The 21,901-nt window shown below is 68.8% G+C and carries 18 protein-coding genes; all 18 read right to left on the bottom strand.

Features of this window, described 5'->3' with window-relative positions; genetic code table 11:
• Positions 1-111: 111 nt before the first annotated feature.
• The 18 genes from OEL49_RS06425 to cobN all read right to left on the bottom strand — a co-directional run bounded on the left by OEL49_RS06425 (position 112) and on the right by cobN (position 21,900).
• Positions 112-1,464 (bottom strand): sulfite reductase subunit alpha, encoded by a 1,353-nt coding sequence (locus OEL49_RS06425; protein WP_287874239.1) that lies wholly within the window; start codon positions 1,462-1,464, stop codon positions 112-114.
• 146 nt (positions 1,465-1,610) lie between these two features.
• Positions 1,611-2,414 carry a DUF4198 domain-containing protein gene (locus OEL49_RS06420; RefSeq protein WP_287874238.1) on the bottom strand — a complete coding sequence of 268 codons (804 nt, stop codon included), beginning with the start codon at positions 2,412-2,414 and terminating at the stop codon, positions 1,611-1,613.
• A 102-nt stretch (positions 2,415-2,516) separates the two neighbouring features.
• On the bottom strand, positions 2,517-3,041 hold the full coding sequence (locus OEL49_RS06415; RefSeq protein ID WP_287874237.1) for a DUF2271 domain-containing protein: 525 nt from the start codon (positions 3,039-3,041) through the stop codon (positions 2,517-2,519).
• 33 nt (positions 3,042-3,074) lie between these two features.
• Positions 3,075-3,710 (bottom strand): PepSY-associated TM helix domain-containing protein, encoded by a 636-nt coding sequence (locus tag OEL49_RS06410; RefSeq protein WP_043797953.1) that lies wholly within the window; start codon positions 3,708-3,710, stop codon positions 3,075-3,077.
• Between the two features lie 8 nt (positions 3,711-3,718).
• Positions 3,719-4,399, bottom strand: a complete 681-nt coding sequence (locus OEL49_RS06405; RefSeq protein ID WP_014236752.1) for a Fe2+-dependent dioxygenase — start codon at positions 4,397-4,399, stop codon at positions 3,719-3,721.
• Between the two features lie 79 nt (positions 4,400-4,478).
• Positions 4,479-6,782, bottom strand: coding sequence for a TonB-dependent receptor (locus OEL49_RS06400; RefSeq protein WP_287874236.1), 2,304 nt, complete (start codon positions 6,780-6,782; stop codon positions 4,479-4,481).
• 249 nt (positions 6,783-7,031) lie between these two features.
• Positions 7,032-8,156 (bottom strand): alpha-hydroxy acid oxidase, encoded by a 1,125-nt coding sequence (locus tag OEL49_RS06395; RefSeq protein ID WP_014236754.1) that lies wholly within the window; start codon positions 8,154-8,156, stop codon positions 7,032-7,034.
• Positions 8,157-8,258: 102 nt separating this feature from the next.
• Positions 8,259-9,677: a trypsin-like peptidase domain-containing protein gene (locus tag OEL49_RS06390; RefSeq protein WP_014236755.1), complete on the bottom strand. Its 1,419-nt coding sequence runs from the start codon at positions 9,675-9,677 to the stop codon at positions 8,259-8,261.
• Between the two features lie 28 nt (positions 9,678-9,705).
• Complete coding sequence (locus OEL49_RS06385; protein ID WP_014236756.1) at positions 9,706-10,815, bottom strand: cytochrome-c peroxidase; 1,110 nt, start codon at positions 10,813-10,815, stop codon at positions 9,706-9,708.
• 8 nt (positions 10,816-10,823) lie between these two features.
• Positions 10,824-13,670 (bottom strand): TonB-dependent receptor, encoded by a 2,847-nt coding sequence (locus tag OEL49_RS06380; protein WP_287874235.1) that lies wholly within the window; start codon positions 13,668-13,670, stop codon positions 10,824-10,826.
• A gap of 78 nt (positions 13,671-13,748) precedes the next feature.
• A complete protein-coding gene (locus tag OEL49_RS06375; protein WP_165397537.1) occupies positions 13,749-14,681 on the bottom strand; it encodes a FecR family protein in 933 nt (310 codons plus the stop codon).
• Positions 14,681-15,187 carry an RNA polymerase sigma factor gene (locus OEL49_RS06370; RefSeq protein WP_130460006.1) on the bottom strand — a complete coding sequence of 169 codons (507 nt, stop codon included), beginning with the start codon at positions 15,185-15,187 and terminating at the stop codon, positions 14,681-14,683. Before OEL49_RS06370 ends, OEL49_RS06375 begins: the two co-directional genes overlap by 1 nt.
• 1 nt (position 15,188) lies before the next feature.
• Complete coding sequence (locus OEL49_RS06365; RefSeq protein ID WP_287874234.1) at positions 15,189-15,917, bottom strand: EAL domain-containing protein; 729 nt, start codon at positions 15,915-15,917, stop codon at positions 15,189-15,191.
• A 4-nt stretch (positions 15,918-15,921) separates the two neighbouring features.
• Positions 15,922-16,248: a DUF2149 domain-containing protein gene (locus OEL49_RS06360; RefSeq protein ID WP_014236761.1), complete on the bottom strand. Its 327-nt coding sequence runs from the start codon at positions 16,246-16,248 to the stop codon at positions 15,922-15,924.
• Between the two features lie 79 nt (positions 16,249-16,327).
• Positions 16,328-16,819 (bottom strand): MotA/TolQ/ExbB proton channel family protein, encoded by a 492-nt coding sequence (locus OEL49_RS06355; protein WP_287874233.1) that lies wholly within the window; start codon positions 16,817-16,819, stop codon positions 16,328-16,330.
• A gap of 49 nt (positions 16,820-16,868) precedes the next feature.
• Entirely contained in the window at positions 16,869-17,486 is a 618-nt protein-coding gene (gene rpsD / locus OEL49_RS06350) for a 30S ribosomal protein S4 (protein WP_014236763.1), read from the bottom strand.
• 24 nt (positions 17,487-17,510) lie between these two features.
• Positions 17,511-17,783 carry a hypothetical protein gene (locus OEL49_RS06345; protein WP_014236764.1) on the bottom strand — a complete coding sequence of 91 codons (273 nt, stop codon included), beginning with the start codon at positions 17,781-17,783 and terminating at the stop codon, positions 17,511-17,513.
• A gap of 1 nt (position 17,784) precedes the next feature.
• Positions 17,785-21,900: a cobaltochelatase subunit CobN gene (gene cobN / locus OEL49_RS06340; RefSeq protein ID WP_287874232.1), complete on the bottom strand. Its 4,116-nt coding sequence runs from the start codon at positions 21,898-21,900 to the stop codon at positions 17,785-17,787.
• Between the last annotated feature and the right edge of the window lies 1 nt (position 21,901).

Below are 21,901 nucleotides of genomic sequence, written 5' to 3'. Positions count from 1 at the left end.
CCTGGAAGGCAGAAGGGACGCCACTCTCAGCCGTGCCATGGCTGAGAGGAGCGTCCCTTCTTGTTTCTGGCGTGGTGGTCTGGGGAATCCGTGGCCGGGAGTGCCCGGGCCTTAGTAAACGTCCCGCCGGTAGCGGCCTTCCGCCAGCAGCCGGTCCAGGGCTTCCCGGCCCAGCAGCTGGGCCAGGGTCTCATCTACCGCGGCGCCCATGGTGGCGGCGCTGCCGCAGACGTAGAGGGCGGCGCCCTCGTCGAGCCAGTCCTGCAGCACGTCGCCGCGCTGGGCCAGGCGATGCTGCACGTAATCCTTGGCCGCCTGTTCCCGGGAAAAGACCAGATCCAGCCGGGGCAGCAGGCCATTGTTGCGCCAGCGGGCCAGGTCTTCCCGGTAGTGCCGGTCCGGGCCGGCGTGGCGTTCGCCGAAGATCAGCCAGTTGCGCTTATCTCCCCGGGCTTCCCGGGCCTTGAGCAGGGCCCGCAGGCCGGCGATGCCGGTGCCGTTGCCGATCAGGATGAGGGGCCGGCCGGCGTTGTCGCCGAGGCGGAAATTGGCGTGAGGCTTGAGGCGCAGGGCCACGCTGCGGCCCACCTCCAGGTCCTTGCAGAGGTGGCCGGAAGCCAGGCCGGGGGTGCCGTCGGGGCGGGCCTGCAGGCGCACCAGCAGGTGCAGGGCGCCGTCGGCGGGCAGGGAGGCGATGGAATAGTCCCGGGGATGTTCCCCGGCCTCTGGTGGCTGCACCTGCACCAGGTCGCCGGCCTGCCACTCGGGCAGGGGGGCGTGTTCCGGCGCCAGGGCCAGGTGGAACACGGGGGCGCCGCTGCTGCCCGGATTGAGGTGGCGCCGCTCCAGCAGGCGCCAGGGGGTGAAGGCCGGGGCGCGCCAGTCCGGCGTCTCGCCGCTGCCGGCGATGTGGGCCACCTGCTGCTGCCAGGCCGCCAGGGCGTTGGCATCCTGGTTGTCCATCTCCAGGGGGGCAAACAGCGGCACGGCGCCCCGGGCCTCCAGCCAGGCGGCCAGGCGCCGGCCGAAGGCGCAGAAGTGGGCGTATTCCCGGTCCCCCAGGGCCAGCACGCCGACGTGCAGGCGGGATAGGTCCGGACCCGCGTCGGCCATGCAGTGGCGCTCGAAGAGGGCGCCGTTGTCCGGCGCGTCCCCCTCGCCGCAGGTGCTGACGAGGAACAGGGCCTGTTCGTGGGCGGCCAGCAGGGCCGGGGTGACCCGGTTGAGGGGCACCAGGGTGGTGTTGAGGCCGGCAGCCCCCAGGCTGCGGGCGGTGTGTTGCGCCAGGGCCTCGGCGCTGCCGCTCTGGCTGGCATAGGCCACCAGCACGGGGCGCCCGCCGTCGCCGAGGGGCGCCACGGCGATGCGCTGCCGCCGCCGGTGGCGCAGATAGACGGCAGCGCAAAGGCCGCCGTAGGCCAGGGTGGCGCCCCAGGCGGTGAGGAGTCGCACGGTGTCGGGCATGAAATGGAACCGAAACGGGGAGGAGGGTTGCTGGCGGGAACGGTGACGGAAGCGCACAGGAGGCTGGCTACCCGACCCGGGAAGCCCGGGGCACAGAAACCTCGGTGATCTCTGTGCCCTCTGTGGCTAAGGTTTTGCCTTGCCCTTTACTGGGGCAGCACTTCCAGCGTGGCGGCGTAGGTGACGCGGCGTTCCTTGGCGGCCTTGACGCTGGTCTTGCTGTCCTTCAGTTCGGCGTCGAGCCAGTACATGCCGGCTTCGGGGAAGGTGACGCTGAACTTGCCGTCGGCGCCGGTCTTCAGCTTCATTTCGCCCAGCTGGTTGCGGTAGCGGGTGGCGCCCTTGGTGACAGTGACTTCCAGGCCGGCGGCGGGCTTGCCGTCCAGCAGCATCTGGAAGGTGGCGGCCTCGCCGTTCACCAGGTCGTTGGGATGGGTCACCGGCACCAGTTCCAGGCCCTTGCCGATGGGGGTCAGGGCGGAGGGCTTGCCGACGGTGACGAAGGTCTCGTTGCGGCCGGCCATTTCATTGACGTTCAGCTCTTCCGCCTCGGCCGGGATTTCCCGGGCGAAGGCTTCGGCGCTGCCGCGCCAGCGCTTGGGTTCGCCCTTCAGCTTGAAGCTGGCCATGATGCCGGCGTTGACCACGGCGACGCGGTAGGTACCGGCCTGGGTCAGGTTGAGGTCGAAGACGCTGCGCAGCTTGCCCTTTGCCAGGTTTTCCGGCGCCACCTTGCTGCCGTCGGGGGCGGTGACGCTCAGGTTGTCCAGGTTGAGGGCGTTGTGGTTGAAGAAGAAGAGGTCGTTGGCCACGGCCGCATCCACGGTGATCCACTGGGCCTTGGAGAGCACGGTGGAGGAGGGCAGCAGCCAGGCATTGTGGGCCTGGGCGGCAGGCACCAGGGCGGTGGCCAGGAGGGCGGCGATAGTCAGGGGGCGCAGCAGTTTCATGGGGAATCCTTTGCGGTGGGAATGGGGTGGAGTTTTAAAAGCTGGCCACAGAGGGCACAGAGATCACCGAGGGGGCGGGGCGGAATGAACCGCCCGTGCCGTTCAGGGCTTCAGGTCCAGGGTGATGTGGCCCAGTTCGCTCTGGCCCTGGGCGGTGGCCTGCTGGGCCTGCTTGGGGGGCCACTGGAAGGGGATGTAGAGCAGCTCGCGGCCGCCCACTTCCCGGGCGGCTTCGATGCCCAGCTTGTAGTCGCCGGGAGGCAGGTCGCCGAGGGGGGCCTTGCCCTGGGCGAAGCGCAGCTTCTGCTTGCCCACGGTGGGGGTGGCGCCGGTGATGCCGTCCACCGGCATGGCCAGGTCCCGGCCGCCGCGGCGCCACCACTGGCGCAGGTCCTTCAGCCACTTGGTGCCTTCGCCGTTTTTCATCTTGGCGTCGTAGAGCAGCGCCAGGTGTGCGGCGATGCTGTTGTCGGCCCGTTCCACCCACACGGCCACATAGGGGCGGTGGTATTCGGCCACGTTGAGGCGGGGGATTTCCACTTCCACCGCCAGGTCGGCGGCCAGGGACGGCAGGGCGAGGCCGCAGCCGAGGAGCAGGGAAAGCAGGCGTTTCTTGGCGAACGTCATGGTCGGAGGCTTTCGGTAATAGTTGGGGGAGGGTCAGTGCATCAGCAGCAGGGCCAGCAGCAGGGGCACCAGGGCGCCCAGGCCCACCAGGGGCCAGGTGCCGGGCCGGTTGCCGGCGTGGTACTTGAGGATGAGCAGGCCCGACAGGGAAAACACCAGGCAGGCGGCGGAGAAGATGTCGATGAACCAGCGCCAGGCGCCGCCGGTGTGGCGGCCCTTGTGCAGGTCGTTGAGGTAGGAGATCCAGCCCCGGTCGGTCACTTCGTATTCCGCCTCGCCGCTTTCCCGGTCGATGCGCAGCCAGGCGTCACCGCCGGGCCGGGGCAGGGCCAGGTAGATTTCCTCCGGCGACCACTCGGCCTCCTGGTCGGCCGCCTCGATGCCCAGGGCCGCGGCGGCCCAGGCCGCCAGGGCCGGCGGCAGGGGCGCCTGCCGGGCTTCGGCGGCAGCCGGTGCCAGCTGGGCTTGCAGGGCTTCGGGCAGTTGCAGCTGCTGGCGCAGCACCGTCGGTTTGCTGCCGATGTCGGCGGCGTGGTTGAGGGTGATGCCGGTGACGGCAAAGAGGACCATGCCCAGCAGGCAGATGGCGGAGCTGATCCAGTGCCACTGGTGCAGGGTTTTCAGCCAGCCGGGGCGGCGGGCGGGGGCGATGCTTGCTGCGGTGTTCATGGGACGGCTTACATCTCCGCCCATTGGCGCAACAGGTTGTGATAGTGGGCGGTGAGGGCCACCACCTCCTCGCTGTCGCCCACCTGCTGGCGCAGCTTCTGGATGGTGCAGTCCAGGTCGAACATCATGGTGCGCTTCCAGTCGTCCCGGATCATGCTCTGGGTCCACAGGAAGGAGCAGATGCGGGCGCCCTTGGTCACAGGCTCGACCCGGTGCAGGCTGGTGGAGGGGTAGACGATGGCGTCGCCGGCCGGCAGCTTGGCCTGGTGGCTGCCGTAGGTGTCGTCCACGAACAGGTCGCCGCCCTCGTATTCGTCCGGGTCGGTGAAGAAGATGGTGGTGGAGACGTCGGTGCGGATGCCAGCTTGGCTGCCGTGGGGATAGCGGATGGCGTTGTCCACGTGGTTGCCGTAGAAGCCGCCGCCTTCGTAGTGGTTGAAGAAGGGCGGCAGGATGCGCTGGGGCAGGGCGGCGGAGAAGAAAAGGGGATTATTGAGCAGGGCGCCGGTGACGATCTCCCGCAGGCGGGCGATGGCCGGCGTGCCTTCGGGCAGTTGCAGGTTCTGCTTGCGCTGGGCTGCTTGGATGCCGGCGGTGGCGAGGCCGTCCTGCCATTGGGCGTTGGCGAGAATGTGGCGGCACTCGGCCACCTGGTCCCGGGTCAGCAATTCCGGAATATGCAGCATCATGATGCAGGGCTCCTTGGCGATGGGCTAGGCCCGGGTGAAACGAAAAACCCGCCCGGCGGACCGGGCGGGGAGGCAACGCTTAGAACTTGTAGTTGGCCGTCAGGATGGCCTGGCGACCCGGGGCGACGCTGACCATGTGGCTGGCGTAGGCCTTGTCGTAGTACACCTCGTCGAACAGGTTCTGCACGTTGAGGCGCAGGGACAGGTTCTTGTCCACCTGGTAGGTGGCCATGGCATCGGCACGCCAGTAGGAGGGGACCCACTTGGTGTTGGCGGCATCGCCGTACACCTTGGAGACGTAGTAGGCGCCGCCGCCGATGGTCAGCTGGGGCAGGATGCGGTAGCTGGTCCACACGCTGAAGCTGTGCTCGGGCGTGTTGGGCACCTTGTTGCCCTTGTTCTCGGCGTTGGCGTTGTAGCGCCAGTTGGTGCCGCTCTTGCTCCAGTAGGAGGGGCCCGGTTCCACCAGTTCGGAATCCATGTAGGTGTAGCCGCCGGTGACCTGCCACTTGTCGGTGAGGTTGCCGGCAAAGCCCAGCTCGTAGCCGTTGATGCGCTGCTTGCCGACGGTGGCCATGGTGTTGGCGTCCAGGCTGATCTTGGCGTTGGTCTTCTCGATGTTGAAGACGGCGCCGGTGAGAGCCAGCTTGTTGTTGAACAGGTTCCACTTGGTGCCCAGCTCGAGGCTGCGCACCTCTTCCGGCTCCAGGTCCTTGTTGGTCAGGGACAGGTTGTCCGAACCGTCGCTGGCGGTGATGCCGGAGGGGTTGGCGGCGGTGGCGTAGTTGGCGTAGATGCTGCCGTTGTCCTTCGGCTTGAAGACCACGCCGGCCTGGTAGCTGGTGAAGCTGGAGCGGCTCTGCAGCGGCACGGTGGTGGATTTGGTGCCGTTGGTGGTGTAGCCGTCCAGGGAGGTGCGGAACTCGTCGTCGCGCAGGCCCAGGTTGAGCAGCCACTGCTTGTTCAGGGTCAGGGTGTCGAAGACGTAGATGCCGCGGGAGGCGGTGCGGGTGTAGGTGCCGGCGGTATTGCGGGTGACGGTGCCGGTCCAGGGATCGTTGGGGTTTGGATTCTGGATGTTGGCGTTGGATGCGCCGGTCACGGTGTAGCCGCGGCTGTCCACCTCGTTGTGCATGAACTCGATGCCGGTGGCGATGTTGTGCTTGATGTCGCCGGTGAAGAACTCGCCCACCAGCTCGGTGGCGTTGATGACGCTGTCGCTGGTGGAGTTGCGGTTCTTGGAGCTGCGCGGCAGGGTGGTGCCGGTGACGATGGAGGCGTTGGAATCCCCCGGGTTGGTCACCACGTAGTCATTCTTGGTCTGGGTGAAGCGGGTGGAGTTGCGCACCGTCCACTTGTCGTTGATGTCGTGTTCCAGCTTCAGGGTCTGGCTGTTGACCTCGGTGCGGCTGAAGTCCCGATTCACCAGGCCGTAGAAGTTGTTTCGGTTTACACCGAGGGGACCGCCGTCGCCGTTCTTGGCCACGGCCGTGGGGTTCAGGGTCGGGGCCACGGTGGGCGGGGTGGTGGCGGTGGAGCCGCCGGTGCCCTGGGCCACGGTGGCGTACTTGGCGATGGGATTGTTGTAGGGGATGCCGTAATCCGGCAGGCCTTCGGTCTGGTAGTGGTAGACGCTGAGGCTGGCGCGGGTGGGGGTGCCCAGGCCGGCGGCGAGGGAGGCGGCGACGCCGTCCTTCTTGTTCCACACGGCTTCGCGGCCGGCCACATCGCTGTCTTCCTTCATCAGGGAGAGGCGGGCGGCCATGTGGTCGCCGATCTGCCGGTTGATGTCGGCGGTAGCCCGCTTGTAGTTGGCGGTGCCGACGCCGATGCTGGCATCGCCGAAGTTGCCCAGGCGGGCATTCTTGGTGCTCAGGTTGATGCTGCCGCCGACGGCGCCGCCGCCGCTGTAGGCGGAATCGGGGCCCTTGGTGACGTCCACCTGCTCCACGGCGAACATGTCCCGGGACTGGGAGCTGGGGTCGCGCAGGCCGTCGATGAAGAAATTGGCTTCGGACTTGAAGCCGCGGATGATGGGGATGTCGCCGGCCGGTGTGCCGCCTTCGCCCATGCCGAAAGTGATGCCGGGGGTGGTGCGCAGGGCATCCTGCAGGGTGGTGGCGTTGGTCTGCTGCAACACTTCCTTGGTGATGACCGTCAGGGTCTTGGGCGTATCCACCAGGGGAGCCGTGTATTTGGTGGACGCGGCCGTATCCGCCTTGAAGGTTTCCGTCTCGGCGGTGACGCTGACCGTGGACAGGGTCTGTTCCTGCTGGGCCAGGGCGACGCCGGGAACGGCGAGGGCCAGGGCGGTGAAGGCGGCGCTGCGCTTGAAACGGGGCTGCTGGTCGGGGGCGTGCTTGTGGCTCTGGATGTAGGCCATCGGTCAAATCTCCGTGGGGATTTTTGTGGGAAGTCGTTGAGGCTGGCTTCCTGACCGATGACGTGCCGGCGGGCGGCGTCTGCAGGTGGCTGGCTATCCGGGATCGTTAAATCTCGTAATGAAGCCAATGATAATTGTTTTCATTTGTAATGGTCAAACCGTAGGCAGGCCGGAAAGGCTTGCCAGATCAGGGGTTTCGCGCGGATAGCAGGCGGCGATGCCTTGATTTTCAATGGATTTCAACCTGGATCAAGGTTGCATCCAGGTGTGGTGTGAAAACAACAGGTCGGCGTTGATGTCGGCCAGGGTGGTGCAGCCGGCCATGGCCATGGTCACCTCCAATTCCTCCCGCAGCAGCTTCAGGGTGTGGGCCACGCCCAGGGGGCCGGCCGCCGCCAGGCCGTAGACCCAGGGCCGGCCCAGGAGCACGGCCGCGGCGCCCAGGGCCAGGGCCTTGACCACGTCGCTGCCGCGGCGGATGCCCCCGTCCAGGAGCACCGGCAGACGGCCCGCCACGGCCTGCACCACCGCCGGCAAAGCCTCGATGCTGGCCGGCAGGGTGTCCAGGCTGCGGCCCCCGTGGTTGGAGACGATCAGGCCATCCACCCCCAGGTCGGCCGCTTGGCGGGCGTCTCCCGGGTGGGTGATGCCTTTGAGGATCAGCGGCAGGCGGGTCAGGGAGCGGACCCAGGCGATGTCCTCCCAGGTGGGGGCCGCAGCCATGATGCCGTCGAAGACGATGCTCTGGCCCGGATGCAGGGCGGGCTGGGCCGGCGCCGCCATGCCCCGCAGGTTGGCCGGGTCGATGCCGGCGGGCAGGTGGAAGCCGATGCGCTGCTCCCGGTTGCGCAGGCCGAAGATGGGCACGTCCACCGTCACCACCAGGGCCTGGTAGCCGGCGGCCTCGGCCCGCTGCACCAGCTGGCGGGTGAAGTCCCGGTCCGGCTGGAAGTAGAGCTGGAACCACAGGGGCGCCTCGGCCTGGGCGGCAATGTCCTCCAGGGGCGTGCTGGCCAGGGTGGATACCACCATGCCCGCCTGCAGGGCGCCGGCGCCGAGCACGGTGGCCAGTTCCCCTTCGGGATGGAACAGCTTCTGGTGTGCCACCGGAGCGAGGAAGAGGGGATGCTCGTAACGCTGGCCGAACAGTTCCAGCCGGGTGTGGCCGCCCCGCACGTCGGCCAGGACCCGGCCGTTGAGGCGCAGGCGGTCGAAGGCCTCCTTGTTCCAGCGGAAGGTCAGCTCGTCGGCGGAACCGCTGTGCAGGTAGGTCCAGGCGTTGTCGTCGAGGCGGCGGCGGGCATAGGGCTCGTAATCGCCGACGGCGGCGATTTCCCGGGGGATGCGTTCCAGCAGGGGGGCGTTGAAGGCCATGGCGGAATGGGGGCGAGAGGCGATAGGGCAAACTTTACCGGCAAATCGGCGCTGCCGCTGCCACCGCGCCCGGGTCGGGGCGGAGGCAGCGGTGGCGCCGGCTCAGTCGTCGGTGGTGCTGCGGGGCTGGCCGGGGGCGGTCGTGCTGGTGGTGCCCACCTGGGGCCGGGGCCCCAGGGGCAGCACCAGGGCCCGGCCCTGGCGGCGGATGCCGAGGAGGCCCATCTCCCGGTTGGGGATGCGGCCCAGGGCCAGGTTGAGATCGTGGATTTCCTTCACCGGCTGGCCGTCCAGGCTGTCGATCTCGTCTCCCGGGTCCAGCCCGTTCTGCTCGGCGATGCCCTGGACGGCGAGGATGCGCAGGCCGCCCTTGGCCGGCAGTTCCTGCAGCACCAGGCCCAGGCTGCGGGCCGGGTCGTAGGCGGCCAGGTTGGTGGCGGGGCGCGGCACTTCCCGCTTTTCCCCCAGGACCACCCGCACGCTGCAGGACTGCTGCTGGCGCCACAGTTCCAGTTCCAGCCGGTCGCCGGGGGCCGCCGCGGCGAGGAAGCGGTGCAGGTCGCCGCCGTCGGCCAGAGGGCGACCGGCGATGCCGATGACCAGGTCGCCGGCCTGCAGCCCGGCCTTTTCCGCCGGGGTGTCGGCATGGACCCGGGTCACCAGCACGCCCCGCTGCCGGCCCAGGGCCCGGGCCGCCGTTTCCGTCGCCTGCAGCTCGGCGCCGAGCCAGCCCCGCTTCACCTGGCCGTCCCGGATGAGGATGGCGGCCACCCGCCGGGCCTCTTCCACCGGGATGGCGAAGCCGATGTTGGTATAGCCGCCGGAGCGGGAGAAGGACATGGAATTGATGCCCACCAGCCGGCCCTCGGCGTCGAACAGGGGGCCGCCCGAATTGCCCGGGTTGATGGCCGCATCCGTTTGCAGGAAGGCCACGTGGGGATTGCTCGGCAGGAAGCGCCCGCTGGCGCTGACGATGCCGGCGCTGACGCTGTGGGCCAGGCCGAAGGGCGAGCCGACGGCGAAGACCGGGTCGCCGGGGCGCAGCTCCTTGCTGCTGCCCAGGGGCACCGGCGGCGCCAGGGGGGCGGTGGTCTTGAGCACGGCGATGTCGGTGGTGTCGTCGCTGCCCACCACCTTGGCCTCCACCTCCTGGCCGTTGGGGGCGATCACCAGGATCTGCCGGGCGCGGCGCACCACATGGGCGTTGGTCAGGAGATGGCCCTGGGCGTCGAAGACGAAACCGGAGCCGGTGCCGTCCGGCACCGGCAGGCCCGGCGCGGTGTTGGCGGCGGCGACGGCGGCAACACCCTCGCTGCGGCGGACGCGGATCTGCACCACGGAGGGCAGCCGCTCGGCAACCCGCATGGCCAGGCTGCCCTGGCCGGCCGTGCCCGGGGAGGGGCTCGGGGCGGTGATCTGGGGCTGGCCCGGCGTAAGGGCGGTGTCCCCATTGGCGGCGGCGGATGCCATGGTGAAGAAGGCCAGCCAGAGGGCGTGGCGGAGGGGGGAGGTGTGGGTCATGACGGTGTTCCTGGCGGGGTAGGGCAGCTTAAAGGGTCTGCAGGAAGGCGGCCAGGGCCTCCACGTCGGCCTCGTTCAGTTCCAGCTTGCGGATCAGGGGCGACAGGGGCGGGGCGTAGGGGTCGCCGGCGGCCACGGCCTTGGCCGTGGGGTTGCCCATGGCGTTGCCGTACATGCGCAGCAGACCCTTCAGGTCGGGGAAGACGCCGTTGTGCATCCACGGCCCGGCCTGGGCCACGCCCCGCAGGCTGGGGGTGCGGAAGGCACCTAGGTCGGCCTTCTCCCGGGTCACTTCGAAGCGGCCCAGGTCCTGGTTGCGGCGGCCGTAGTAGGAGAGGCCGATGTGGTGGAAACCGTGGTCGGTGAGCAGGGGGCCGTTGTGGCAGTTCATGCAGCGGGCCTGGGTGCGGAACAGGTGCAGGCCCTGCAACTCCTTGTCGGAAAGGGCGTTCCTGCGCCCGGCCAGGAAACGGTCGAAGGCCGTGGCCGGCGGGCGCAGGCTACGCACGAAGTCGGCCAGGGCCCAGGCCAGCTGGGCCTCATCCAGGGCGGGGGCGGCGAAGGCGGCCTGGATCAGGCTGCGGTGTTCCTCCAGGCCGTTGACCCTGGCCACGGCGGCGGCGATGGGGTGGTTCATCTCCACCGGGTTGGCGATGGGGCCGAGCACCTGGGCTTCCAGGCTGTCCACCCGGCCGTCCCAGAACAGCTTGGCGGCGAAGGGGGCGGCGAAGAGGGGCGGGGTGCGGCGGCGGCCCATGAGCTGGTCCTCGCCCACGGCCAGGGGCTTGCCGTCGGTGAAGGATTTTTCCGGCTGGTGGCAGGAAGCGCAGGAAACCTGGCCCTTGGCGGAGAGGTGGGGGTCGAAGAAGAGGGCCCGGCCCAGGGCCACCCGGGCGGCCTGGCGGGGGCTTGCGGCGGGCGCCACGGCGGGCACCGGCGCCATTTCCTGCCAGGTCACGCCCGCATCCACCTGGGGCTTGGGCCAGGTGCCGGGGGCACCCTGGTAGAGCCGGCGCAGGCAGGCGTTGTCCCAGCTGCCATTGCTGCGGCAGGCGATATCGGGGGCGGCGGCCAGGGCTGGGCCGGCCGCCAGCAGCAGGGTGAGGAGGAGGGTCTTGGAAAGTGGTGTGACGTTCATGGCGGGCCTCAGAAGCGGTAACCCAGTTCCAGCCAGAACTGGCGGCCGGTTTCGTACTGGGGGATGTTGTTGACCGGCTCCAGCTGCATGGAGCGGTTGAGCACGTTGTCGATGCGCAGGTTGGCGAAGATGCTCTGGGTGCCGCTGACCTTCTTGCTCCAGCCGATGTTCATGTCCCAGCTGAGGGAGCCCGGGTACTGCTTGGTTTTCCATACGTCATAGGTTTCGCCGTTGATGGTCTGGGTGGTGCCGGTATCCACCACCGCCTTGTAGCCGCTCTTGAGGCGGAAGAAGTTGGTGATGGTCAGGTTCCAGGCCGGGATGCTGGAAAGGGTGGTCAGGCGCAGGGTCTTGGGCCGGTTGAAGTTGTTGGCGGGGCGGTCGAGATAGTGAATCAGCTGGCCGTTGTAGACGATGTACTTGTCGAAGTTGCTCTGGCTGATGGCGCTCTCGCTGATGTCGGTGTGGGAACGCTTGTTTTCCGTGATGTCTAAGCCCAGCTCCCATTGATGGGTGGTGGCGGCTAGCTTCCAGGGCACGGTGGAGCGCAGGGTCAGGGTAGTGATGTCGGTTTCGGTACGGCCGTCGTTGGTATAGCTGTAATAGTTTTTGTTGGTGACCATATCCTTGATGGTGCGCAGGGTAACCTGGTCCTTGCCTTCCCGATGGATGAACTTCAGTTCCGCCAGCCAGCCATCGAAGCGCTGGGAGAGGCCCAGCATCTGCTCGTCGTCGAAGGGAATATTGATTTCGTTGAAGCGGTTGGCAGCGGCGCTGTTGGGCGCGCTATATACCCAGTCGGTGATCTTACCGGCGGTAATGGTGCGGGACTCGGTGATCTTCAAGGCTTCCCGGCCTTCTTTCAGACGATAGGCGTAAAAGGAGCGGCCGTAATAGCGGTTTTGGCCCAGGATGACGTTGGTGCGGTTATTCCCCAGCACGTCCAGGTTGAGGGAGAAACGGGGCGCCAGGGTGGCTTTGTCCATGTAGTCGTCCCAGTCGCCGCGCAGGCCGAAGCGGGTGCGCAGGCGTTTCCAACTGATGTCGTCCTCCAGGAAGTAACCAAATTTTTTGGTGGAGAAAGATATCTCTCCTGCCCGATAAATATCCCGTTTGTTGAAATACTGCCCAGGGCCGCTGACGGTGGTTCCGCCACTGACGTAGGAATAGGGGGAGAGGGAGCAGGTGTCGCTGTCCGTCCCACCACCGGCTAGGGCACAGGTGGTCGTGCTCTTGGCGTTGGCCGGCAGGTAGGAGTAGTGGTTGTTAAGGCGGGTATAGCGGGCCTCCTCCGTCTCGAACTCGGCACCGGCCATGAAGCGGTGGGCTGTGGGGCCCAGGGCCAAGGGGATGGATTCGAAGCGGGCCTGCAGGGAGGCGGCCTTGGAACTCTGGTCCACATTGCCCCAGGCGCCTTCCACCACAGTGGTTGCATTGGGCGCCGGATTCCAGTTCTTTGCGGCGGAGGGGCGCCAGGACTTCATGTAGTCGGTTTCACCCCGGCGGGAGCTGTCGCTACTGCTATAGCCGGCCTGGACGAACCACTTGCCGGTACTCATCCGATGCTCCAGGGCCGCCTGCAGCTGCTGGCCGCCGGAAGTCAAGGTGAAGCCGGAATCCTTCTGGTTCTTGATGAAGTAATTGTCTTCTCCCGGGGCGTCCACCACCGTCACCCGCAGCCGGGTGTCCGGCGAGATGTTGATGACGTTCTTCAGCCACAGGTTGTCGATCTGCCGGGTCTGGGTTTTCTCCGCCGCATCCGTGGTGCTGCCGTTGCTGCTGTAGGCCCGCAGGGGAATGTCGGAGGTGCGGCGGCTGAAGGCGGCAGTGACGCCCCAGCTCTCGTTGATGCGGCCGCTGACGTTGCCCTTGTAGAAAACCTTGCGGAAACGGGGCTGGGCCGTGTATTCGCTGGAATTCTGGAAGGCCTCGTAATCCCGTTCGTCCACGATCAGCTTGGTCCAGTTGCTGCTGGTGTACTGCACGCTCATGGCTCCGCTCAGCTCGGCGCTGGGGTCGCAGGTTTCCACATTGACTACGCCGCCGTTGAAGCCGCCGTAGCGGGCCGAGACGTTGCTGTCGGCGATCTGCAGTTTGCAGATGAGGCTGGTGTCCAGGGCGATGCCCTGGGCGGCGCTGGGCGGGTCCGTGAAATGGTTGGGATTGTTGGAGCCGGGGTCGATGTCGTTGTTGATGCGAGCCCCGTCCACCTGGAACAGGTTCTGGTAGTACTTGGCACCGTTGATGGAAATGTCCTGGGGCGCGATTTCCCCCTGGCGCTTGCTCTGCATGCGGGTCTCGCTGAACTGCACCCCGGGGTGCATCTTCAGCAGGCTGGTGGCGTCGCCGTTGCCGGCGGGGAAGCTGCGGATCAGTTCCTCGTCGATGGTACGGCCGCCGAGAAAGGGGTCCCGCTGGTCCACCACCTTCACTTCAGGCAAATGACGGTCCGCAGGGGCGGCGGGGAGGATGGGCGTCGCCGGCCGCGCCAGTGCCGGCAGGGCCTCCAGCAGCACCGTGTTGTTGCCGGTGCTGCGGTAGCCGATGCGGGTGCCGGCCAGCAGGCGTTCCAGGGCCTGCAGGGGTGGCAGGCTGCCGCTGACGGCGGCGGAACGGCGGCCTTCCACCAGGGCCGGCGGGAAGCTGATCTGCAGGCGGGTCTGGCGGCCCAGCTCGATCAGGGCCGGTCCCAGGGCCTGGGCCGGAATGTTGAGGCGCACGGCGACGCCGGCGGCCGGCGCCTCCGCCGCCTGCAGCGGCAGGGCGGCCAGGGGCGAGAGCAGGGCCACGGCCAGGGCCAGGGGCCGCAGGCGGGGCAGGGGCACGGGGGAGGAGAGGGGATTCTGGGGGCGCATGATGACTCCGGAAAAATGGTTCTTTTCCGTAGGACGTCTGCCGGCCCGGTACACCCCACCCCCGGGTCGGAATTTTTTTCATCGCACCAGCAACAGCCCCGGCAGGCGGGTCACCTGCAGGCCGGCGCCCCTGGCCAGCAGGCCGAGGGCGGCCTCGGGCCGGGCCGGGTCCACCGTGCCCGAGACCAGCTGCTGCTGCGCCGCCTGGCTCAGCAGCAGCACCTTCTGGGGCAGGTAGCGTTGCAACTGGTCGGCGGCCACGGCAAAGGGCTGGCGGTCGAAGGCCAGCATGCCGTCGCTCCAGGCATCGGCGCCAGCCGGAGCCCGGGCCGTTTCCAGGCCGCCGGGGCCCACCCGGGCCATGTCCCCCGGCCCCAGCACCGCTTCCCGCGGGCCTTCCTGGCAATCGCCGCAATGCACGGCGACCCGGCTTTCGAGCACCGTCACAACGGTTTCCCCCGCCAGCTTTTCCACCTGGTAGCGGGTGCCCAGGGCGGTGGCCCGGGTTTCGCCGACGGCGACGGAGAAGGGGGCGAAGCCTTCGCCCTGGGGCTGGCGCGCCACTTCGAAGAGGGCCCGGCCCCGCAGCAGTTCCACCTCCCGCCCTGCCTGGCCCAGGCGCACGCGCAGGGCGCTGCCCGATTCCAGGACCACCCGGGAGCCGTCGGCCAGCTCGATGTGGCGGTTGCCGCCCAGCTCCGCCAGGTGGTCGGCCCGGGCGGCGAGCCACCATTCCGGCAGCCAGGGCAGGCTGCCCAGGAGCAGGGCCAGGCTGACGGCGCCGGCCGCCGCGTGGCGGCGCCCCCGGGGCGGCTGCAGGCGTTGCCGCTGCACCTGGCCGAGGGTGCCCCAGAGACGGCGGATCTGCTCGTAGGCCCGGGCGTTCTCCGCCGCGGCGCCGTACCAGGCGGCGAAGTCCGCCTCCGCCGCGGCATCGTAGTCGTCGGCCCCCTGGCGGGCGATCCAGCGGGAGGCCTGTTCCAGGGCGCGGGGGGGCGGCAGGCGCGGCATCACATCTCCTCCAGGATGGGCAGGCATTGCAGCAGCACCCGGGCGATGTGCTTTTCCACGGCGGAAGCTGAAATACCCAGGCGCTTTGCCGTTTCCGTGTAGGTGAGGCCCTCCAGCCGGTTGAGCACGAAGACCTCCACGGTGCGTGGGGGCAGGGCCCGGATGATGGCTTCCAGGCGCTCCAGGTTGCGCCGCTGCTGCACCGTCTCCAGGGTGTCGGGGCTGGTGGCCGTGGGGTCGCCGCTGGCGGCGTAGTCGGCCTGCAGTCGCAGTTCCCGGCCGTTGCTGCGGTGCCAGTCCACGGCGATGTTGGCGGCGACGCGGAAGACGTAGCTGCGGCCGTTGTCCACCGGCTCCGCCGGGCGGGCCTTGCACAGCTTGAACCAGCAATCCTGGGCGCAGTCCTGGGCGGCATGGCGGCAGCCGGTGCGCAGGGAGAGGAAATCCACGATCTCCCGGTAGTTTTCCAGGTAGATGCGGGATAGCAGTGAATCGCTGGGGGGCATGTCAGGCCTCGGCGCGACGGCTGTAGTGGAAACGGTCGCGGAAAAGGAAGCCCTGCACCAGGTCGAAACCCAGGCGCCGGGCCAGCTTCAGGTCGTTGGCGGTCTCCACCCCCTCGAGCACGGTGCGCACGCCCAGGCTGCGGGCGGCGGGCAGGGTCCAGGAGAGGATGGCGGTGCGCCGCTCCCGTTCCGGCGAGTCGGCCAGCCAGGAGCGGTCGAACTTGAGGTAGGCGGAATCGTTGAGGGCGGCGAAGGAAATGAGACCCCGGGAGGCGGCCAGGTCATCCATGGCCAGCAGGACGCCGTCGGCCTTCAGCTCCTCCACCAGTTGATGGGAGAGGGCCACGTCGCCCATGTCCAGGTTCTCGATGACCTCCACCACCAGCCGCTGCCGGTGCGGCAGGAAGAGCTCGGTGAAGGCGTTGCGTCCGTCCGGGCCGTGGCCGGCGGCGAAGCTGTCCGGGTCCAGGTTGACGAACAGCAGGCCCTCCGGCGGCGCCAGGGAGAGCTGCAGGCGCTTGGTCTCCAGTTCGGTGTGGAAGAGCAGCAGGGGATCGTGGTGCAGGGCCTGGAACACCAGGTCCGGCGGCAGGGGCGTGCCGTCGGCGGCGCTGAAGCGGGCCAGGGCCTCCCAGCCCAGGCTGTCGCCGCTGGCGGGACAGACCAGGGGCTGGTATTCGACGGCAAAACGGCGGGCGAGCAGGCATTCCAGCAGGGTGTGAGGGTGCATCGGACTACTGGCCTTCCCCTTCGGGGACGTACACCATGGAACCGTCCTTCATGCGGTAGGCGACGCCGGCCTTGGCCCCCTCGCCCTGGCCGATGTTGCCGCTGGCCTTGTAGCGTTCGATCTTCTCGCCCTTCTTGATCACCATCTCCATGGTGGGCTTGCCCGGGTCGGTGATGACCGTCACGTCCTGCTTGGAGAAGGGGTTGAGCACCGGGTTCTGGGCCACGGTGACGAGCAGGGCGGCGATGATGACGAGGAAGATGTCGATCAGGTTCACCACCGAGAGGATGGGGTCCTCGGTCTCCGGTTCGTGCAGCAGCTTGAGGCTCATTGATGGGCCCTCCTGTCGCGGAGCGACATCCTCCCCGGGGGAGGGAGCGCGCTCCCTGCGGTCGGCCGTGCGTTCGCGCTCATGCCACGCCCCCCGCCCGCTGCCGCAGGGCTTCCACTTCCAGCAGTTCCTCCGCCAGCCAGCGGCGCCGCACATTGACGATCCAGTAGGTGATGGAGGCGGCGATGAGGGCCAGGATCACGGCGGAGAAGGCCACCATGAGGTTTTCCGAGACCTGGGCCAGGTTGCCGTCGGAGAGGGATTTGAGGGCCGGGCCCATGGGGATCATGGTGGCCACCAGGCCCAGCATGGGCGTCACCCGGCTGGCGATGCGCGGCGCCTCGAGCAGGGTGTGGGCGTACACGTCCAGCTCGTCGCCGTTGAGGTTGGGCGCCTCGCGGAAGCGGGCCAGCAGGGGCCGGCCGCCGCCGTTTCGGCGCTGCCAGGCCTGCAGGGCGAAATGGCCGAGCAGCCAGAAGGCGTAGAGGAAAAGCAGGGACACCAGGGCCAGGGTGGGGAAGAGAAAGATCTGCCCCAACTGGTACATGGACATTTCGACGAGCTGTTGCATGGAGAACTCCTGGGCCGCCCCGGTCGCCGGGGCGGCGCTTGGCATGGGGTTACAGGCGGGTGGCGTAGTACTCGACTACCCGTTGCAGGTCCAGGGGGAAGGGGGCGGCGTCGCCGTCCGGCAGGTGGCTGAGGCGGGCCGTCAGGCTGGCTTCCTCAAAGGCGATCCACTCGGGCCGTTCCAGGGCCGGTTCCGCCAGGGATGCCTTTATGGCCAGCAGGTTGCGGCTCTTTTCCACCGGCCCGAAGGCGTCGCCGGCCTTGACCCGGATCGAGGGAATGGTGGCGCGGCGGCCGTTGAGGGCGATGTGGCCGTGGCTCACCAGCTGGCGGGCGGCGGGAATGGTGGGGGCCAGGCCGGCGCGGAAGACCAGGTTGTCCAGGCGCCGCTCCAGCAGTTCGACGATCTTGTGGCCGGTGGCGCCCTGGTCCCGGCGGGCGTCCTTGACGATGCGCCGCAGCTGGGTTTCGGAGACGCCGTAGTTGAAGCGCAGCTTCTGCTTTTCCATGAGCTGCAGGCCGAATTCGGACTTGCGCCCGGCGACCTTGCGGGCGCCGTGCTGGCCCGGCGGCTGCTCGCGCTCGCCGCGGGTCTTGCGGGAGAGGCCGGGCAGCTCGGTGCCCAGGGCGCGCATGATCTTGAGACGGGGGCCGGTGTGACGGGACATGGGAGAACTCCTGTTGCTTTGGGGTTAGTGGGTGACGGCGCCGGGGGCGACCAGGGGGTAGAAATCGACGGGGGTGGAGGCCGGATGGCAATCCACCGCCTCCCAGCCCTGCAGCACTTCCTGCAGGGCGCTCTTGAGGTAGGGGTTGAGGTCGGCCTGGGCCGCCAGGCCCCGCAGATGGGCCCGCAGGGCCTCGGTCTTGTTGGGGGTGGCGCCGCGCAGGGCGGAGGAGGAGAGCAGGTGCACCACGGCGGCGAGCCGCAGGTCGACGGGCATTTCCGGAATATCCATGGACATGTCAGAGGCTCCTGGAAGGGGTGGAAGTGGAAAGGGGGCGGCGGCCCTGCTCGCGGCGGGCCTGCCAGGCGCCGCCGCCGAGGGCGGCCAGCAGAAGCAGCAGGGATGCGGCCAGCAGGGGCGGGGTGGCGGGCAGGGGCTTGTTTTCTACCTTCTCCAGCTGCATGCCCTGGATCACGGGCGGGGCGGGCGTCTCCGGCGGAGGCGGCGGCTCGGCCAGCTGCGATGCGCTTTGCGGCCGGGTCGGTGCGGGCGCCGCGGCCGGGGTCTGCAGGCCGTAGCCGGCAAACTTGGCGAAGGCGGCGTTGTCCGTGCGCACGTCGTGCTTGGCGGCCAGTTCCCGGTAGCGCTGCTTCAGTTCGTCCACGGTGGCGGCATCGGCCTGCCAGTAGCCCTGGCGGGCCGCTTCCAGCATGCGTTCGATGGTCTGGGCCAGGGCGTGGGGGTTTTCCTTCTCGAACCAGTCCTTCACTCCCAGGCGGTGCTTGTCGCGCACGTAGACGTCCACGAATTCCTGCCACTGGTCGTCCCGCACCACTTCCCGGGCGGTGGCGTTCCAGCCCCAGAAGTTGTTCACGCTGTCCAGCACCTGCAGGGTGCCGGCGTAGCCTTCCTGCATCAGGCCCTGGATGTAGCCCGGGTGGAAATTGCGGGTGGCCAGCTCCTTGGCCAGGAACTGGGCGGCGCCCTCCACCTTGCCGCCGCCGTTGCCGGTTTGGCGCAGGTTGGAGATGTAGAGCTGGGGCGCCTTGCCGTCCAGGTGGCGCACCGCCAGGGCGATGCCCCCCAGGTACTGGAAGGGATCGTCCGTGGTGAGCATGCCGTAGAGGTTGGAGGAGCGGGAAAGCACGGCGCCCTCGGTGCCTTTCAACTGCTCGGCGTAGAGGTTGAGGCCGGCCAGGGCCTTGCCCTTGCCGTCCCTGGCGCCGGCCTGGCCCCATTCCGCCTCGTCCGGGCCGTAGCCGAACTGCATGCGGGACAGATAGAGCTGGGCCAGCTTGCGGTCGCCTTCGGCCTTGCCTTTCCAGGTGTCCGTGGCCAGCACGGCGTCGTCCAGGCCGGTGCCGTACTTGCCCGACTCGGAGGAGAAGAGGCGGGTCTGGCCGGCCCGCTTGGCGGCTTCCGCCGGCACGCCGCGTTTGATGAGGTCGGCGGCGATGCGGCGGGCGTTGGCCGCCACCGGGTTGTCCGCCTCCTCGGCCTCGGCGGCCAGGCGCACCGCTTCCACCAGTTGCTTCATGGCGTTGGGGAAATGGTCCCGGTAGAGGCCGGTGGCGGAGAGCACCACGTCCACCCGGGGCCGGCCCAGGGCTTCCCGGGAGACCAGCTTGACACCGCTGACCCGGCCGCCGGAATCCCACACCGGCTCCACCCCCAGGGCCCACAGGGCCTGGGCTTCCAGGATGCCCTGGTGGCGCATGGTTTCCACGGACCAGAGGGAGAAGGTGAGCTTGGCGGGCTGCTTGCCGGTCTGCTTGCGGTGCTCGGCCAGCAGGGCCTCCAGGGCTTCCTTGCCGGCGGCCCAGGCCTGGGGCGTGGGGATGCGGGACGGGTCGAAGCCGTAGAGGTTGCGCCCGGTGGGCAGGGCCTCCGGATTTTTCATCGGGTCGCCGCCGTAGGAGGTGGGGATGTAGCGCCCGGCCAGGCCCTGCAGCAGGGCCGCCTGCTCGTTGCCGGCGCCCAGGTCGGCATACCAGCGGCGGGCCCGGGCCACGGTTTCGGCCAGGGCGGCGGGGGGCGCCGCCTGGGGCTGCTCCACCAGGTAGCGCTTGAGCAGGCGGTAGGGGGCGGCTTCGGTGAGCTTGCGGTAGTCGCCTACCAGGGTCTCGTCCGCCTCCTCGCCGGGGGCGGCGTGGGCCTCCCAGAAGGGCTTGCCCAGCATCAGCAGCACCGTGCCCAGGCGATGCACTTCCGCCGGCGCCCGGCCGAAGGTGTGCAGGCCCAGGGGCTGGGCGGTGCGGGCCAGTTCGTGCAGGTGGTCGTGCAGCTGTTCGACGAAGGCGGGGAATTCCTGCTGCAGGCGCGCTTCACCGTCTGACCCAGCCCAGCCCAGGTCCTTGTCGATGCGCTCCTTTTTCGCCTGGGCCAGCAGGTCGGCCTTGAGCTTTTCCTTCACCGCCCCCTCGTCCTGGGCCAGCCAGGCGTGCAGGGTGTCGTGCAGGCGGGTGAGGGCCTCGTGCAGACCGGCGGGGACGAAGGGCGGGGTCTGGTGGCTGACGATGGTGGCCCGGCCCCGGCGCTTGGCCTGGAGGGATTCGCCGATGTTGTCCACGATGTAGGGGTAGAGCACGGGGGTGTCGCCCACCGCCAGCATGGGGGCGTCGCTCACCGCCAGGCCCCGTTCCTTGCCCGGCAGCCATTCCTGGGTGCCGTGGGTGCCGTAGTGGATGAGGGCGTCGGCGCCGAAACCGCTGCCGTTGGCGCCGCTCTTGGCGCCGCTTTTTTCACCCTCGCCCTGGCGTTCCCGCAGCCACAGGTAGGCGGCCAGGTAGAAGTGGGAGGGCAGGGCCTTGGTGGAGTGGTAGAGGGCCTTTTCCTTCTCTTCCCATTTTTCGCCCCGGGGCGGCTGGGGCATGAACACCACATTGCCCAGCTTGAGGCGGGGCACGATGAACCAGGCCTGGCCGTCCTGGCGCAGCACCATGGCGGATTTTTCCGGCTCGCCCCAGCGTTCCTGCAGGCTGCGCCGCACCGCTTCCGGCTGGGTCGCCAGCCAGCGCTTGTAGACGGCCACCGGCAGGCGTTCGGCCAGGTCGTCCCGCAGCAGGCCCGGCAGTTCGCCGTCCCTGTAATAGGGGGCCAGCAGGCGCTGCAGCAGGGTGGTGAGGGGCTTCTCCGCCACTTCCTCGGTGCGGTAGCCGGCGGCCTTGAGGGCCTGCAGGGTGGCTTCCAGGCTGCGGGGCAGGTTGAGGTAGGAGGCGGAGAGGTTCTTTTCCCCCGGCGGGTAGTTCCAGAACAGCACGCCGACCTTCTTCTCGGCGTTGGCCTTGCGCTGCAGGGCTACCAGCTTCAGGGCCTTGTTCACCACTGCCGATGCCTGGGCGGGGATGCTCACCACCTGGTCGTCGTGCTTGCGGGTGGCGGCGGCGATCTGGATGTCGGTGACGCCGGCGTATTCGGCCTGGGCCAGGTAGAAGGGCACGTCCATGAGGGCGATGCCTTGGGGATCGGCGGCCCAGTCGGCGGCGTCGCCCTTGCGGTAGGGCATGGCCTGGACCACCGGGATGCCCAGGTCGGCAAACTCGCTGCGCCGCCCTTCCGGGTTGAGCATGATCTGGGTGTTGATGAGGGCGTCGGCCACGTTGCGCTCCCCCACCCGCACCAGGCGGCGCACCGCCATGGGGTCCATGACCGGGCTGTAGAAGGGCAGGGCCACGGCGCCGGCGGCCTCGATGCGTTCGATGAGGTCGTCGATGAAGGCGGTCTGCTCGGCGGCGATGTACTGCTGGTGCAGGGCGATGGCCACCACCGGCGGGCGCTTGCCGGGGGCCATGTCTACGCCCGTCTGCACGCCCTTCCAGGCCAGATAGGCGGCGGCGTCGGCGAACACCAGGCCGGGGGCCTTGGGGTGGTAGATGGCACTCTTGGGGAAGACGATGGGTTCCGGGATGCCCTGGAGGGAACGGCCCGCCAGGTGGGCGGCCAGGGTGCGGAAGAAATTCTCGAAATTGGGCCGGCTGCCGTTCACGTAGTAGGCGTGCAGGCGGCGGGCCAGGGGCTCGGGCAGGCCGGCCCAGGCGGGCTTGCCTTCGTGCAGCCAGAGGTGGGGCGCCTTGAGGCCGGGCAGGGCGGTGGCCAGGCGGACCTGGACGAAGTCCCGCAGGTGGTCCCGCGGGGCATCGAAAAAGACGGCGCGGTAGCCCTGGAACAGGCGGCCATCCGCGTCCGTGGGCAGCTTCTCGGCGAAGCGGGATTCCAGCCGCAGGCCCTGCCTGGCGGCCAGGTCGGCCAGCAGGCGGAACTTGCCCGGCTGGATGGGAGCAGTGCTGACGAAGAGGACGGCAGGGGCCTGCGCCACGCCCTGGGCGCTGTTCCCGGCAGCCGGGGCCGCCGCTACTGCGGCAGCGTGGAGCAGGGCCGGCAGGAGCAGCAGCAGGGCGCGGAGCAGGGGCGTCATC

The sequence above is a fragment of the Azospira sp. genome, assembly GCF_030247495.1.
In the GTDB taxonomy this organism is placed as follows: Bacteria; Pseudomonadota; Gammaproteobacteria; order Burkholderiales; family Rhodocyclaceae; genus Azospira; species Azospira oryzae.
Note: the sequence above shows the minus strand (reverse complement) of the source record. Positions and strands in the feature narration are given on the sequence as shown.